The 13,731-nt window shown below is 60.4% G+C and carries 14 protein-coding genes, 1 tRNA gene and 1 pseudogene; 6 read left to right on the top strand and 10 right to left on the bottom strand.

The features are described 5' to 3' along the window. The first annotated feature begins 10 nt into the window (after positions 1 to 10). The gene (locus MMB48_RS05480) at positions 11 to 550 is read left to right on the top strand and encodes a hypothetical protein (RefSeq protein ID WP_012577395.1); all 540 of its coding nucleotides are present in this window, start codon (positions 11 to 13) and stop codon (positions 548 to 550) included. Between the two features lie 245 nt (positions 551 to 795). Here the strand turns inward: MMB48_RS05480 and MMB48_RS05475 are convergent, their stop codons facing one another. Further along, positions 796 to 1,080: a hypothetical protein gene (locus MMB48_RS05475; RefSeq protein ID WP_012577394.1), complete on the bottom strand. Its 285-nt coding sequence runs from the start codon at positions 1,078 to 1,080 to the stop codon at positions 796 to 798. A gap of 171 nt (positions 1,081 to 1,251) precedes the next feature. Here MMB48_RS05475 and MMB48_RS05470 point away from each other — a divergent pair. From MMB48_RS05470 to MMB48_RS05455, 4 genes and pseudogenes are all read left to right on the top strand, one after another. Further along, positions 1,252 to 1,590: pseudogene (locus MMB48_RS05470) on the top strand (cell filamentation protein Fic); the annotation flags it as partial. An 86-nt stretch (positions 1,591 to 1,676) separates the two neighbouring features. Then, on the top strand, positions 1,677 to 1,805 hold the full coding sequence (locus MMB48_RS05465) for a hypothetical protein (protein WP_256755817.1): 129 nt from the start codon (positions 1,677 to 1,679) through the stop codon (positions 1,803 to 1,805). A gap of 203 nt (positions 1,806 to 2,008) precedes the next feature. Continuing rightward, complete coding sequence (locus tag MMB48_RS05460; protein WP_014484779.1) at positions 2,009 to 2,335, top strand: hypothetical protein; 327 nt, start codon at positions 2,009 to 2,011, stop codon at positions 2,333 to 2,335. 137 nt (positions 2,336 to 2,472) lie between these two features. Continuing rightward, a complete protein-coding gene (locus MMB48_RS05455) occupies positions 2,473 to 2,781 on the top strand; it encodes a hypothetical protein (protein ID WP_032744175.1) in 309 nt (102 codons plus the stop codon). A 377-nt stretch (positions 2,782 to 3,158) separates the two neighbouring features. Here MMB48_RS05455 and MMB48_RS05450 read toward each other — a convergent pair whose 3' ends face one another. Then, positions 3,159 to 3,290 (bottom strand): hypothetical protein, encoded by a 132-nt coding sequence (locus MMB48_RS05450; protein WP_265074935.1) that lies wholly within the window; start codon positions 3,288 to 3,290, stop codon positions 3,159 to 3,161. Positions 3,291 to 3,601: 311 nt separating this feature from the next. Here MMB48_RS05450 and MMB48_RS05445 point away from each other — a divergent pair. Continuing rightward, positions 3,602 to 3,677: transfer RNA gene (locus MMB48_RS05445), tRNA-Asn, on the top strand. 190 nt (positions 3,678 to 3,867) lie between these two features. Here MMB48_RS05445 and tsaD read toward each other — a convergent pair. The 8 genes from tsaD to leuS all read right to left on the bottom strand — a co-directional run bounded on the left by tsaD (position 3,868) and on the right by leuS (position 13,693). Beyond that, a complete protein-coding gene (gene tsaD, locus MMB48_RS05440) occupies positions 3,868 to 4,911 on the bottom strand; it encodes a tRNA (adenosine(37)-N6)-threonylcarbamoyltransferase complex transferase subunit TsaD (protein ID WP_032744176.1) in 1,044 nt (347 codons plus the stop codon). Further along, positions 4,908 to 5,462, bottom strand: a complete 555-nt coding sequence (gene rimI / locus MMB48_RS05435; RefSeq protein WP_032744177.1) for a ribosomal protein S18-alanine N-acetyltransferase — start codon at positions 5,460 to 5,462, stop codon at positions 4,908 to 4,910. Before rimI ends, tsaD begins: the two co-directional genes overlap by 4 nt. Before the next feature lie 16 nt (positions 5,463 to 5,478). After that, positions 5,479 to 6,297 carry a tRNA (adenosine(37)-N6)-threonylcarbamoyltransferase complex dimerization subunit type 1 TsaB gene (tsaB, locus tag MMB48_RS05430; protein WP_032744178.1) on the bottom strand — a complete coding sequence of 273 codons (819 nt, stop codon included), beginning with the start codon at positions 6,295 to 6,297 and terminating at the stop codon, positions 5,479 to 5,481. Positions 6,298 to 6,358: 61 nt separating this feature from the next. Continuing rightward, positions 6,359 to 6,925 carry a tRNA (adenosine(37)-N6)-threonylcarbamoyltransferase complex ATPase subunit type 1 TsaE gene (tsaE, locus tag MMB48_RS05425; RefSeq protein WP_032744179.1) on the bottom strand — a complete coding sequence of 189 codons (567 nt, stop codon included), beginning with the start codon at positions 6,923 to 6,925 and terminating at the stop codon, positions 6,359 to 6,361. Positions 6,926 to 6,945: 20 nt separating this feature from the next. Next, entirely contained in the window at positions 6,946 to 7,917 is a 972-nt protein-coding gene (holA, locus tag MMB48_RS05420) for a DNA polymerase III subunit delta (protein ID WP_029679517.1), read from the bottom strand. A 120-nt stretch (positions 7,918 to 8,037) separates the two neighbouring features. Next, positions 8,038 to 9,792 carry a ComEC/Rec2 family competence protein gene (locus MMB48_RS05415; RefSeq protein ID WP_032744180.1) on the bottom strand — a complete coding sequence of 585 codons (1,755 nt, stop codon included), beginning with the start codon at positions 9,790 to 9,792 and terminating at the stop codon, positions 8,038 to 8,040. Next, positions 9,789 to 10,568 (bottom strand): ComEA family DNA-binding protein, encoded by a 780-nt coding sequence (locus MMB48_RS05410; RefSeq protein ID WP_012577372.1) that lies wholly within the window; start codon positions 10,566 to 10,568, stop codon positions 9,789 to 9,791. Before MMB48_RS05410 ends, MMB48_RS05415 begins: the two co-directional genes overlap by 4 nt. A gap of 161 nt (positions 10,569 to 10,729) precedes the next feature. Beyond that, positions 10,730 to 13,693: a leucine--tRNA ligase gene (gene leuS / locus MMB48_RS05405; protein WP_032744181.1), complete on the bottom strand. Its 2,964-nt coding sequence runs from the start codon at positions 13,691 to 13,693 to the stop codon at positions 10,730 to 10,732. Between the last annotated feature and the right edge of the window lie 38 nt (positions 13,694 to 13,731).

The raw sequence follows: 13,731 nt of genomic DNA, 5'->3' as shown, positions 1-13,731 counted from the left end.
GGAGGCATCAATGGCTCGTCTTATGAAATCGGCACGTGGAATACTTGCCCTAGTAGTCTCGTTCTCCTTAGCACTAGTTTTGGGACTCGTGCCGATGACATCAGCAAATGCGGCAGAGATCGCAATCAGCGGAATGCCAAAAGAGTCCATACCTGCGGCATTCGGAGGAGAGCTTCACGGCGAAAATACCTCGACCGTCGAAGTGGATGGTAAAGGTACGTTGACCGCAACAATCAACTACGACACAGGAGTCGTTACGGTCAAGGATTTCAATGGTGCTGTTCGCACTGAATCCCTAGCTGCGGTAGTCGCCAATGCAGCAAATGAGCTTGAGAAAATTCCTGCGGAACAACGTCAGGAACTTATGAACAGGGCACAGTTGAGGATTACGCCGCATGATGTATGCCCGTATCTTGTCACCGCCATAGGATTTGGTCATGACGCAGCATGGCAAGCCGCATTGAGCCTTGTCGGGGTGAATCCTGCCATCGCTGTGTTGGTGGGTCTTGGTTTTGCGTTCTTCTGGGCGTGGGTTTCAAGTCACTGCTGAACAGGTTTTTATTCATGCGAAGGTAAATCATGAAGTTAGTTAATTTCCTGCCTTTCCTAGGGGGACTCGTCGCCTACTTGTTGGTGTGGTGTAAATGGTGGCATCCACATGACAAGGACCACAAATAACCTCAAACCTCATACATCGTTGGAGAACTGGCGTGTGCAGTCTTGATGAGACCTCACACGCCAGTTCTCTTATGCGTCGGTGCGTTGTCATCGCCTGTATTAGCTGTGTCTGATGCGTCAGGCGTCTACGAGGTGCGAGAGCCGTTCGGTCATCGCGGCTCTGGTCCATGCGCTTACGCTCATGTGGTTGCGCTTGGCATCCGCCTCGATGAGATGCCCCATGGTATCGCTCAGACGGATGGTGCGCGGGCGCAGAGGCTCGGTGTCGGCCTCCCACGCGCGCCCCTCGAACGGGGTGACCTCGGCGCCGGGGAAACCGTTCTCGGCCTCCTCGGCCCACCTGTCGACCAGCTCGTCGGTGATTTCGGTGCCGTTCTCGGCTATGTACCTGCGACCAGTCATCGGTTCCTCCTTATCTCGTCGCGGAATCCCTTGGTCAGATTGTTCGCATGAATGATCAGCGGCGTATGGTCGTCCAACCTCACGAACACGAGCTCCATGCCCCCGCTCTCAGGCGTCCTTTGCCGGCACGGCCACTTCGATAGAATTATCGGAAGCGGATAAGGAGCTTTGATGGAACCGGTGAGGAACGATACGACGACGGATAGGCGCACGGCCGTGGAACTGGCGAAACGGCTGCTGGTCGATTCGATCTGGCGCACCGCCAAGATCGAGGTTGATGGCGTCACCTTCCCCGACACGCAGGAGATCTTCGACAGGCGCGCGCCCGAGGGTATGAGCGTGGACGATATAGTCACGGTGAACAACATCAAGCGCGCGTGGGGATTCCTGCTCGAGAACATCGACTATCCAGTCGATTGGCAGTACATCCGCGAATACAACCGCATCATCGGCGAAGGCCTCGTGCGCGACGCCGGCCGCTTGCGTGAATACGGCGTGAGGGTCGGCGGCGACGAATGATGCCGAGAACGGGATGGGCATCGTGCCCGGTGGTCCCCTCGATGGCCTCGATGGAGGTTCCGGCTTACTGAGGTGACGTGTGCGAACGGGAGAACGCCGCCGACGTGCTCTCCGACTTGCAGGCATGGGTGGGCGAACCGTTCGACGCCGCAGGCCGACGCTACGATGGCGGCAAGGAATCCGTGGACCGCTCTGGAAGGATCTGAAAACCGATCAGGGCATGTCGGTGGGACCCCGATACGTGGAACTCGCGTTCGGATGCCCTCCCATCGAATGGGATATCGATATGAGGGTAAGGGACTTCGCCGACCGCATGGGCGACGAATATACGAGCCTGTACGAGAAGGGCGAGATAATCACTGGATTTATCTGTAAAGGCTAGAGTAATCAAGTGTTAAGGAGGCCTGCAATGTCGAATCTGGACTATAAACCGCCTGAGCCGACAAAGGCGCAACTGGAGTACGCGCGTTACCTCAGCCGTTTCCAAACGCCGCGTGGACGCCGGACTCTTTTCGCCCGCACCGAATCGGATATCGCGGCCGCTTTCCGGGAAGAGGCGGCGAACCGTTCCTGGAGCGCCGGAGATCTCGCCTCCCGGGCCGGCATCGATCCTCGGTTCGCCGATGATTTGCTCCAGCGGGGCGAAGCCCCGATTGAAGCGGTGTTCCCCGCAGCTGATGTGTTGGGAATAGACATAGCCGCGTTGCCGCTTTCCAGTCTCGGGAGTGCCCGGTGAGGGAGCTGCACGCCTGGATGGGTGATTCTCCTGTTGGTGTGTTTCTGGCGTATTCGAGGGGAATGTTCCCCTCGAATACGCCAAGGGTGTGGATATGCCCATAAGCCTTTCCCTTCCTCTTGACGGGAAAGCTGCCTATGCGCATCGGCGGCGTCACCGGTGCCAGGGATGTGACGCCCCGTCATTGGGAGAAGCTGGCATCGGAAAACAACCTCGATCCCGAGCGGGTCGTCGGCCAGGCCAGGAGAATGGCCGGTCTGGTCCTCTCCAACATCGAGGAGGCGTATTCGGATGTGGAGCCTCGTATCCGTGACCGGATTCTCATGCTGGTGGATAGTGCGAACACGAAAATCGATCCGATCTATGATTCCGTATCCATGACTGATGATCCGATGGGCATGTTGTCCGGCCTGATGCCTTCCGCCGGCGAGGGCAGACGCCTCTGATATCGGTGCCGGTATGCGCCGACATGCTTCTTTGCGCATGTCGGCGCATACCTTTTTTGTCTATCCTATTCTTGCGGTGCTGAGTGAGTACGTGGCGACGCCGTTTGTGCCGACGATTTGGTTCGTGGGCATGGTCAATCTCATGTCCGTGCGGGTGGTGGATTCCACGGCGTTGCGCATCTCGTCCTGCACGAGTCCGCCGGGTTGCAGCGGGCGAGTCCTCGTTTCATGCCCCATTGGTAGAAGACCTTGACGCAGCTGCGCACTCCGCGTCTGCCTTCGGTGCCCATGCCGGCAAGATAGAATATGAGGCCGTCTTCGGTCACGTCCGTGATGCTCTTGTTCACGATTTTGGAGAAACGGACGATCTGGTACCATCAGGTTCTCAAGGTCTCTTTCGTACGGCCTATGGCTTCCATCCAGTCGATCCACAGTTCGATGGATTCCTTCCAATCCTCGTGTGGCTCGACGTGCTCGCAGCTTTTCCTGTTCGAGTTCCAGTACTTCATGGCAGCTCCTTCGCATAGAAAAAGGAAGTGACGTCTTCGTCACTTCCCAGAAAATGCTATTTGCGATTGCATGGAGCCTAGCCAATGTTCTCGCCGACGGCTGAAGCTCTTCGGAAAACCAGGTGCATCGAGAAGAATTGTCGAGACACGCCGATTTGAAGGACAAGCAAAGCAGGTGTACTCTCTACTCCTGTTGCAAGAAGCCCTACGGCTGCAAGCCAGAATCGTATATCGGACGGTCACTGGTTCAAGCCCAGTCGCAGGAGCTCACCTGAACGGGCACAACTCCGGACGGGATGAAAATTGAATATTCCTGCGTAGCTCAGTTGGCAGAGCATCCGACTGTTAATCGGACGGTCACTGGTTCAAGCCCAGTCGCAGGAGCCATCGAAAGCCTCGGTTCTCCGAGGCTTTTTTATTTTCATCGCATTGGTGACCAGACACGACACCCCATCATCAACCGGGAAATCCATGGCGAAGACCTCACCACTACTCACATCAGGCAGACAGGTCACTGTCAATTCACCGATGAGAGGCACGGTATTCCCAGTATCAGTTTGGGAATACCGTGCAAATCTTACATCGAGACCTTGGTCAGGGGCATGGCGGAGTCGATCGGGAAGTCGGGGGCGCTGGGGGCCACGCCGGCTTCGACCAGGTTCACGCCGAGCATGGCGACCATGGCACCGTTGTCGGTGCAGAGCTTGATTTGCGGGATACGGACGTCGACGCCGTAGTTCTCGCCGAATTCGAGCAGTTTGGCGCGCAGCTGCGAGTTGGCGGAGAAGCCGCCGCCCACGATCAGCGTGTTGGAATCGTACTGCCGGCAGCCGCGCATGGCCTTACGGGCTAGCACGGTGGCCACGGAGTCGGCCAGGGATGCGCACACGTCGTCCACCGGAATCTCATGGCCGGCGGCCTGCTCGCTTTCCACCCAACGGGCCACGGCGGTCTTGACACCGGAGAAACTGAAATCATACGGGTGCGCGGCACCGGCCTTGCCTTGGGTCAGCCCCATCGGCACCTTGATGGCATGCGGGTCGCCGTTGCGTCCATGGCGGTCGATGTGCGGGCCGCCCGGATACGGGAAGCCGAGCAGACGGGCGACTTTGTCGAAGCACTCCCCCGCCGCGTCATCCAGCGTGGTGCCCACCACATCGATCTTGCGCGGCATGTCCTCCACATGCAGCAGCGAGGTGTGGCCGCCGGAGACAATCAGAGCCAGCGTGTCCTTGGGGAACGGGCCGAACTGCAGCTGAGTGACGGCGATGTGCCCGATCACATGGTTGATGCCGTAAATCGGCTTGTTCGCAGCCCAGGCCAGCGCCTTGGCGCCGGACACGCCCACGGCCAGGCAACCGGCCAGTCCAGGACCGGCGGACACGGCGATGGCGTCCACGTCCGCCAACGTCATGTTCGCGTCGGCGAGCGCCTTGGACACGCATGGCACGAAGGCCTCAGCGTGCGCACGGGAGGCGATTTCGGGGATCACGCCGCCGTATCGCGCGTGTTCCTCCATGGATGAGGCCACGACGTTGGAGAGCAGTTCGCGGCCGCGTACGATGGCAGCCGCGGTTTCGTCGCAGGTGGATTCAATGCCCAGTACAACCGGTTCGCTCATCGTGCTTCTCCGTTCTTCTCCGTTTGCTTGCCAGTGATGTCTTCAGTGTCCGCCGATGCCGTCTGCGGGGCGGCAAAGCCCACGACCCTAGGTTTCAGGTCCAAGCTCATAGTGTATGCGTCGATGCCTTCAGGCTGGTAGTAGCGTTTGCGCAATCCAATGCGTTCGAATCCGAACCGGTGATACAGGGCCAGCGCAGGGTCGTTATCCACACGCACTTCGAGCAGCATGCGCGAGGCGCCCTGACGCTTCGCCTCGTCGATCAGTGCCTGAAGCAACGCAGCGGCGATGCCTTGCCGCTGGTATGCCTTGCCCACGCCGATGGTCATGAGCTCGGCGTCCTCGCCGTCATACCAGAAGCCGGCGTAGCCGCGGACAACCGCCTGTTCCACCTCTCCCAGCACATCCAGCAGATACGTGCGGGCCGGTGCGTCCAGTTCCTCTCGCACCATGTTCGCATTCCATGCGCCGAGGCCGAACAGTTCGCCTTCCAACTGTGCGATGGAGCAAACCGCAAGATCACGACTTACGGCAGTGATGTCAACAATCATCGGACCACAACCCACTTCACGCCTTATCGGCACCGGCATGGCCGAGCACGTGCTTCAGCGGATTCGGCACTTCGGCGTCCGGACGGCGCAGGTACAACGGTTCGACCGGCGTATCGGGATTACGGTTGGCAACCAGTTCCGCATCAGTGGCAAAGATAGCGAGACCTTGCTCCCCTTGGTCCAATACGGATTCATCGGTGATGTCGCCAAGCTGCTCGATTGCACCCAGCGCATCCGCATATTTGTGGGCCCCATGACCCACAACATCCACGACCACATCCACATTGCTGTCTTCTGGCATAAGTCCGTCGCGGTACGTATGAACGGCATCATTCACGCGCTGCGCGATGGATGCAGGGTAATCGATATCCATGTCAATCAGAGCCGTCGCCACGGTTTCGCCATCGGGATCGCCAACGAGCGGGTCCGAGTACAACGCAAAATAGAGTTGCTTGCGGCGTGCATCGTTTACGGCAAGAGTGAGCACATGGCATTTATGAGTATCGCCGAGAGTGCCGGCTTTGCCACGGCGAATGAGATTCCATTGCACCTGAGACTCAAGAACATTATGGCCGATAAGCGTCGCTCCCGTTGCGAAAGCCAGTGCCTTGGCCGTAACGATACCGGCACGCAGACCAGTAAAGGGGGCTGGACCGGTACCCACAATGACTGTTGCAATGTCAGATGCTGGGAACCCGGCCTCCTCGACCGCGCGCGCGATATTGACCTGCAGTTTCTCCACATGGGTGCGCGAATCGGTCTCTACAATGGGCTCGCGCCCCACAATGCCGACCGTCGAGCCGAATGAGGTGTCAATCACCAACGTGCAACCCATGAATCCTCCTAGTCGTAAAGCCTCTAGAGAGTGTACATCGAGGAGTCTATAGGCGCATGGCTTACTGCAGATCGAACGCGGCCCATCGCTTGCCGACTGGGACGAATGCGACGGTACGAGTGCCGTTGCTGGTGAGTTCGCCGTCTGATCCAGCGGATGCGGCATCGGAGGCATCGAGAGGTCGATCGATATGGATTTCAAGTCGTTCTGGCGCCAAGGCGGTGGCCATTTGTTCGCCCCACTCCATAAGCACCACCGTGTTCTCGCCGGGGTCTTCAAGTTCTTCGTCCAATCCCAGCGATTCCAGCTCGTCCAACAAACGCCCGATGGCGTCCTGCCCCGGCGCATAGGCTGAGCCGCCCAGACGGTAGGCATCCACATGCACCAGATGAGACGGAGTGCCGTCGGCGAAATGCCCGTCGAGTTCGCGGGCAATGGTGAATGTAGGAGACACGATGGGTTCGGTAATGCCCAGCCCCGCCCCGAAGCCCTGGGCGAATGTGGTTTTGCCGGCACCAAGAGGGCCTGAGAGCAGCAATACATCGCCGCTGTGTACCATTCCGGCCACACGACGGCCGAGCTCCTGCATGGCCTCGCTGGTGGGAGCCGCAATAGTGTGTTCGCTCATAAATACTCCTTTATCGACTTTTACCGACCTTTATGACTGATGTCTTCAATGCAGCGTTCCAGCGCATATACCGGGTCGCCACCGTTTGTTTTGCTTTGCTCATCCGCCCAGGCGAGCATACGGATGCAATGCGCGAGTCCTGCCGAAGTCCAGCCGCCAAGTTGGCGCATCGCATTCTTCAGCACCCACGGATTGGTTTTCGCTTCGGCCTGGGAAATCGTGCCGGCCCGTACCGCCGAGGCTTTGGCAATGGTACGGAGCTTCATGGCCAACGCGCCGATCAGCGCGATGGGATCGGTCCCTTGTTCCACAGCTGCACGCATCATGACGATGGCTTCTGCGGTTTTGCCTTCCACGGCCTTGTCTGCCACGGCAAAACCGGTGACCTGCGGATTGGCGGTCAAATACTGGTTGACACGGTCGAGGCCCATCGGATTATCGTCAAAGTCGAAACACAGTTGCTCGCACATGGCGGCGAGTTCGCCGGTTTTGCCGCCGAGTACGGATACCAGCTGCTGTGCGGCCATCGGTTCGACTCTACGACCACGTTTCTCGAATTCTCCGAGCACGAAATTGAGCTGTGCATCCGGTTTCTTCAAATCCGGCACGTCCTCTTTGCGAGCGCCGGCTTTCACCAGTTGGTCGATGATTTTGCGCCCTTTGACGCCGCCCTCGTGCTGGCAGATCACCACGCTGGAGCCGTTCGGATCCTTGGCGGCCTGCTTGGTGTACGCCACCAGAGCTTCGGCGAGCTTGTCGTCGGCATTCTGCAGGTTGACGAGTTTGACCACGGCAACGTCGGAAAGCAACGATGGGCTGACGGCTTCATCGAAGGCATACTGGTCGGCCGATGTGGCGTCGAGTTCGATGAGGTCGGCGTCGGGCCGCGCCTTCAACGCCTGCGCGCACAGTGCCTTGGTGCGCGCGTCGTTCAAATACGAGTCGCCTCCGGGCACCACGGTTACCGGTGCATTCGCTGCTGTTTTCGCCATGCCCCCATCTCGCCACACAGGTTGGACAATGACCTGCCGGCATCACGATTTTGCCGGTGCCGTCAAGATAGTGGTATTCGGCTGGGATTGCGATGGTTGCTGCACCGAATACCGCATTGGCTATTCGGCTTGCCGCCGCGTAAAGAGGCGTCTCGTCTCCTCACACCAGAGACTGAGGCGGACGCGCCAAGCGGAACCGAAGCGCACGCCAGACATTCCGGCCTCATAACGACGGACATGCTGGAGGCAACGACTGACGAACACCAGTAGCATGCCGATACCGATTTCCGCCGCCACAATCAGCACGGCACCCGTAACGCCGTCTTTCCATGGGATGACGGCCATCGTGCTGCCGCCCAGCCACAACGCCACCCGTTCCATCACCAGCGTGCCCCATGACGATATCCACGCGAATACGCCGGCCAGCCATGGCGTGCACCATGCGCACGCCAGTGCCATCAATCCCGCCATCGTGGCCAATCCCACGAACGGTGACACCAGCAGGTTCGCCGGCACGGACAGCAACGGCAATTCCGGTTCCATCAACACCTGAATCGGCAGGGTGAACAATTGCGCGGCCACGGTCATCGCCATCATCTCGGCGATGCTGTGCGGCATCGCTCGCTCAAAGACACCGGCCAGCCGCCCCGCAAACAGCACGATACCCAGTACGGCGGCCGAAGACAAGGCGAATCCGTAGCTGGCCGACATATCCGGGTTCACCGCCAATACACCGATTATCGTCCAGCACAGGGCGCTCAACGCTTGCGTACGCCGTCCCATCGCATACGCCAACGCACCTATCAATCCCATGATGAACGCGCGGGTGACCGAATCACTGGGGAACATCGCCAATGCCAGCAGCGCATATACTCCAGAGACCAGCAACGCCGTCAGCCGCCGATCAAGCAGCATCCACATGCATAACCGACGCACCAGTCCTGCCACCAGTACGAAGTGGCCGCCGGATACGGCCATGAGGTGCATGATGCCGGACCGGCGGAACTGATTTTCCAACGTTTGCGCATACGTGCTGTTGACCGGCATCGGACCGGCATCGCCGCCGATATAATCCTGGCCAAGCACACCCATCGTCAATCCCGGCACCAGCACACGCCCCTGATCGGACAATTGTCCGGTCACGGTGAAAAACGCCTCCTGCACCTGCGCAATCGCGGCGAGATGCCACGGCGGAGCCCGCACCTGCGCTACCGGCTGTTTTCCTTCCAAGAGCAGCCATAGCGGTATGCGTCCATATCGCGCTTGCTGCAATACGCCCGTCAACAGATAAACCGCGCCTCGACGCAACTGCCCACAATACGATTCATCGGCGTATACGCGCACGGCGACCGTGGAACGTACGTCCGCGCCATCCACAGTGATGCCGCTCAGCCGTATGTCCGTCTGACAATCGTATGTGCGTTGGTCCGAAGCGATCACGGGCGTCGTCACCGTGGCCATGACTTCGTGGTATGAACTGGATTGGCGAGCTTGTGCGGAGGCAGGATCATGCCAGGCAATGGTGTCCGACGCGATTGCCGCCATACTGCCGATGCACGCCACCGCAACGCATACGGTCAATGTTCCCGTCCACCTGATCCGCAGGCGGAAAGACACCACGATCATCGCCGCCACGGCAGCACATGACGCCACTGTTATAGGTAATATTCGTGTGACAGGCCATTCCATGCCGATTATGGTGGCGTCAATGCCAGCTCCGGCATCGGCCTTTGCCTGACCGGTGCCGAGTCCATCAGACATCCTCCATGCGAATAATGCGTGCGCTCCCAGGCTCGCCGCCCACATCACTGTGGCGATCGGCAGCATCCTCCAATCGCGGCTCCCCTGCTCGCGCAGTATCCGATCCCTGCTCATCCGACCGTCACCTGCCCTCGCATGGTCTCCAACGTCTTGGAGCCGATGCCTTTGACATCCAGCAGCTGATCGACTGATGCATACCCGCCAATCGCCGTGCGATGATCAATGATCCGTTGAGCGGTAACCGGCCCAATACCTTTGATGGATTGCAATTCCTCAGCGGTGGCCGTGTTGAGGTTGATGAGACCATGCGTGGAAGCGCCGGCATCGCTGCCGTCCGTCTGCATGTGCGGAGATTGCGTGGTATCCGATTCGGGGTTCGCTGTGGCATCGGAATGCTCCGACTGCTGCGGATCCGTGCGTTTCTCGTCCGTGGTGTTCTGCGATGGCATCGTCTGATCTCCAGCGGAGCCGCCCGTGGTCTGCATGGCGGTCGGTTGAGACAGCATGGCCATATTCATCGACTGCTGGACCAGCAATGCCAAGCTGATGCCAAGGGCGACGATCAGCAGCAATATCACGGCCAAGGCATGCCCAATGGTGAACGACAATCGCGGCTGATCCCGGGTGAGTCTGGCTGATTCGCCGACGGCATCGGCGGAACGTACGCCAATCAGATCCGATAACGCACGTTTGTCACGGGTCGCCTGCCGCAGGCCGCTCTGCGCCCTTTGGGGCGGGTGGCCGGCCGGACGAATCCGTGCATGGCCGGGAGGCGGCGGAGGCGTCGTGGGCCGTTCCACTCGCGGTTGGGGCATGGCTTCGCTCTGCCTGCTGAATGCGCGCAAACGGTTGGCGGCATGGTCTGCGCGATGGTTATGAGAAACGCCCATGCATCCACGCTGATGGATTCATGGGCGTTTGTCCAGCTGAAACGGGGTATGTGGTTCTAGCTTATGAAGTTATCCACAATTGAGGTGGGGCGGTTGACGCTCCCCTCAGTCTCGCCACGCGAGCGGCTCCCCTCAAAGAGGGGAGCCTAACCCGCAACAAGTCACTCCGCGGGAACGATGGAGACGATCTTCGGGGCCTTGACGATCACCTTGCGCGGCTCTTTGCCGCCAAGACGGTCGGCGACGGCGGCCAGCGCCTGCCGTTCGAGGTCGGCCGGGTCGATGTCGACCGGCACTTCGAGCTTGGCGCGCACCTTACCCTTGATCTGCACCACGGAGGTCACGGTGTCGTGGCCCACGTAACGCTCGTCGGCCACCGGCCACGGCTCGGCGGACAGGGATTCGGCGTGACCCAGCTTGCTCCACATCTCCTCGCAGATGTGCGGGGCGATCGGCGCGAGCATCAGGATCAGCGGCTCCACGGCGGCACGCGGCACGGCCTTCAGACCGGTCAGGTGGTTGTTGAGCACGATGAGCTTGGCGATGGCGGTGTTCGGGCGCATGCCTTCCATTTCCGCGGTCACTTCGGCAATCGTGTTGTTGAGCAGCTTCAGGGTCTTTTCGTCCGGCGTGTCCTCGGTCACATGGGCCTGGCCGGTGGTCTCGTCCACCACATTGCGCCACAGACGCTGCAGGAAGCGCATGCCGCCGACCACGTTGCGGGTGTTCCACGGGCGAGACTCGTCCAGCGGGCCCATGCTCATTTCGTACAGGCGGAAGGTGTCGGCACCGTAGTTCTCGTACATGTAGTCCGGGGTCACGATGTTCTTGAGGGACTTGCCCATCTTGCCGAACTCACGGTTGGCGTGTTCGCCGTTCCAGGTGAAGGTCGGCTCGCCGGAGGCGTCGGCCGGGCCTTCCACGACCTCGTCGGCCGGCACGTACTGGCCGCGGTCGTCGGTGTAGGCGTAAGCCTGGATCATGCCCTGGTTGAACAGCTTGTGGAACGGTTCGGCCGAGTCCACGTAGCCGAGGTCGAAGAGCACCTTGTGCCAGAAGCGGGAGTAGAGCAGGTGGAGCACGGCGTGTTCGACGCCGCCGATGTACAGGTCCACGCCGCCTTCGTCACCCGAGTACTTGTTGTGGTTCGGGCCCATCCAGTAGTCGAATTCGTCCTTCTGCACCATGTGCTTGGTGTCGGTCGGGTCGATGTAACGCATGTAGTACCAGCAGGAGCCGGCCCAGTTCGGCATGGTGTTGGTGTCGCGGTAGTAGGTCTTCTTGCCGTCGCCCAAGTCAAGCTCGACCTTGACCCAGTCCTCGTTGCGGCTCAGCGGCGCCTCGGGATTGGATTCGGCGTCCATCGGGTCGAAGGTGCGCGGCTCGTAGTCGGGCACGTCGGGCAGGCTGATCGGCAGGGCGGAATCCGGCAGCAGGTGCGGGGTGCCGTCTTCGCCGTACACGATCGGGAAGGGTTCGCCCCAGTAGCGCTGGCGGGAGAACAGCCAGTCGCGCAGACGGTAGCTTACGGCGCCCTTGCCGACGCCGGCGGATTCGAGCCAGGCGTTGACCTTGGCGATGGCGTCGTCCACGCGCAGACCGTTAAGGCTCAGCGCGTCGCCCTTGGCGTACGTGGATTCGACGTGGGAGTTGATCACGATGCCGTCATGGGAGACGAACGGCGCCTTGCCCTCGTAGTTGGCCAAGTCGTCGCCGGAATCCGGCAGAGGCTTGACGGTGTAGATGACCGGCAGACCGAACTTCACGGCAAAGTCGTAATCGCGCTGGTCGCCACCAGGCACGGCCATAATGGCACCGGTGCCGTAGTCCATCAGCACGTAGTCGGCGGTGAACAGCGGGAGCTTCGCACCGGTGATCGGGTTGGTGGCGTACAGGCCGGTGAACAGACCGGTCTTCTCCCCCGCTTCGTCCACGCGGTCCTTGGCGGTCTTGGCTTCGGCGGCGAGCCTGTAGGCCTTCACGGCTTCGACCGGGTTGACATAGCCGCCCTTCCAGTTTTCGGGTACATCGGCCGGCCATTCGGCGGGCACGTTCTCCAACAGCCGGTGTTCCGGGGAAACAACGGCGAACGTGGTGCCGAACAACGTGTCGGGACGGGTGGTGTAGATTTCCATGTCCTTGTCACCGTCGGCAGTGGCCACGGTGAAGTGCACGGAGGCACCATGGGATTCACCGATCCAGTTGCGCTGCATGAGCTTGACCTTCTCAGGCCAGTTGATGCCGTCAAGGTCGGCGATGAGGCGATGGCCGTACTTGGTGATGCGCATGGACCACTGGCGTAGCTCACGCTGGAAGACCGGGAAGTTGCCACGCTCGGACTTGCCTTCGGCGGTGACCTCCTCGTTGGCCAGCACGGTGCCCAGACCCGGGCACCAGTTGACCGGGGACTTGGAGATGTACGCCAGGCGGAAGTCGTTCAAGATATCCTGCTGCTCGGCGGCAGTGAGGTCGGACCACTGCTTGCCATCGGACTCATGGCCCGGAATGGCCTTTTCGCCGGACTCGAATTTGGCGACGAGCTCGGCGATCGGGCGCGCGGATCCCTTGGAGCCGGACGGGTTGGTGGCCTCCTCGTCGTACCAGGAATCGTAGATGCGCGAGAAGATCCACTGGGTCCAACGCACGTAGCCGGGGTCGATGGTGGCGAACGTGCGACGGCTGTCGAAGCTCAGGCCCATGCGGTGCAGCTGGCGGCTCATGTTGGCGATGTTCGCCTCGGTGGTCACGCGAGGATGCTGGCCGGTCTGGACCGCGTACTGTTCCGCGGGCAGGCCGAAGGCGTCATAGCCCATGGCGTGCAGGACGTTCTCGCCCTTCATGCGGTGGTAGCGGCTCGTCACATCGGAGGCCAGATAACCCAGCGGGTGGCCCACATGCAGACCCTTGCCGGAGGGGTACGGGAACATGTCCATGGCGAAGTAGGCGGTGCGCCCCTCGGCGTTGCGGCCCTTGCCGTCCTTCAGGTCGCCGTTGACGTTGGCCGCCCAGAAGGTGCCTTGCTCATCCCAGATCTTCTGCCACTTGTTTTCGATGTCCTGCGCCAGTGCGGCGTTGTAGCGGAAGTTGGGCTCTTCGGTTTGCGTGCTCTTCTCGTTGTCACTCATAAATCAGCAAGGTAGCCTCGCAACTGGACACGTCGTCA

This window comes from Bifidobacterium sp. FKU (genome assembly GCF_026016385.1).
In the GTDB taxonomy this organism is placed as follows: Bacteria; Actinomycetota; Actinomycetes; order Actinomycetales; family Bifidobacteriaceae; genus Bifidobacterium; species Bifidobacterium infantis.
Note: the sequence above shows the minus strand (reverse complement) of the source record. Positions and strands in the feature narration are given on the sequence as shown.

Excerpts from the sequence above, each read along its gene's own strand:
- MMB48_RS05410 (WP_012577372.1), bottom strand. The coding sequence starts at position 10,568 with ATGGGCGTTTCTCATAACCATCGCGCAGACCATGCCGCCAACCGTTTG.
- MMB48_RS05415 (WP_032744180.1), bottom strand. The coding sequence starts at position 9,792 with ATGAGCAGGGATCGGATACTGCGCGAGCAGGGGAGCCGCGATTGGAGG.
- MMB48_RS05460 (WP_014484779.1), top strand. The coding sequence starts at position 2,009 with ATGTCGAATCTGGACTATAAACCGCCTGAGCCGACAAAGGCGCAACTG.
- tsaB (WP_032744178.1), bottom strand. The coding sequence starts at position 6,297 with ATGGGTTGCACGTTGGTGATTGACACCTCATTCGGCTCGACGGTCGGC.
- MMB48_RS05450 (WP_265074935.1), bottom strand. The coding sequence starts at position 3,290 with ATGAAGTACTGGAACTCGAACAGGAAAAGCTGCGAGCACGTCGAGCCA.
- tsaD (WP_032744176.1), bottom strand. The coding sequence starts at position 4,911 with ATGAGCGAACCGGTTGTACTGGGCATTGAATCCACCTGCGACGAAACC.
- MMB48_RS05480 (WP_012577395.1), top strand. The coding sequence starts at position 11 with ATGGCTCGTCTTATGAAATCGGCACGTGGAATACTTGCCCTAGTAGTC.
- MMB48_RS05455 (WP_032744175.1), top strand. The coding sequence starts at position 2,473 with ATGCGCATCGGCGGCGTCACCGGTGCCAGGGATGTGACGCCCCGTCAT.
- MMB48_RS05475 (WP_012577394.1), bottom strand. The coding sequence starts at position 1,080 with ATGACTGGTCGCAGGTACATAGCCGAGAACGGCACCGAAATCACCGAC.
- rimI (WP_032744177.1), bottom strand. The coding sequence starts at position 5,462 with ATGATTGTTGACATCACTGCCGTAAGTCGTGATCTTGCGGTTTGCTCC.
- tsaE (WP_032744179.1), bottom strand. The coding sequence starts at position 6,925 with ATGAGCGAACACACTATTGCGGCTCCCACCAGCGAGGCCATGCAGGAG.
- holA (WP_029679517.1), bottom strand. The coding sequence starts at position 7,917 with ATGGCGAAAACAGCAGCGAATGCACCGGTAACCGTGGTGCCCGGAGGC.
- leuS (WP_032744181.1), bottom strand. The coding sequence starts at position 13,693 with ATGAGTGACAACGAGAAGAGCACGCAAACCGAAGAGCCCAACTTCCGC.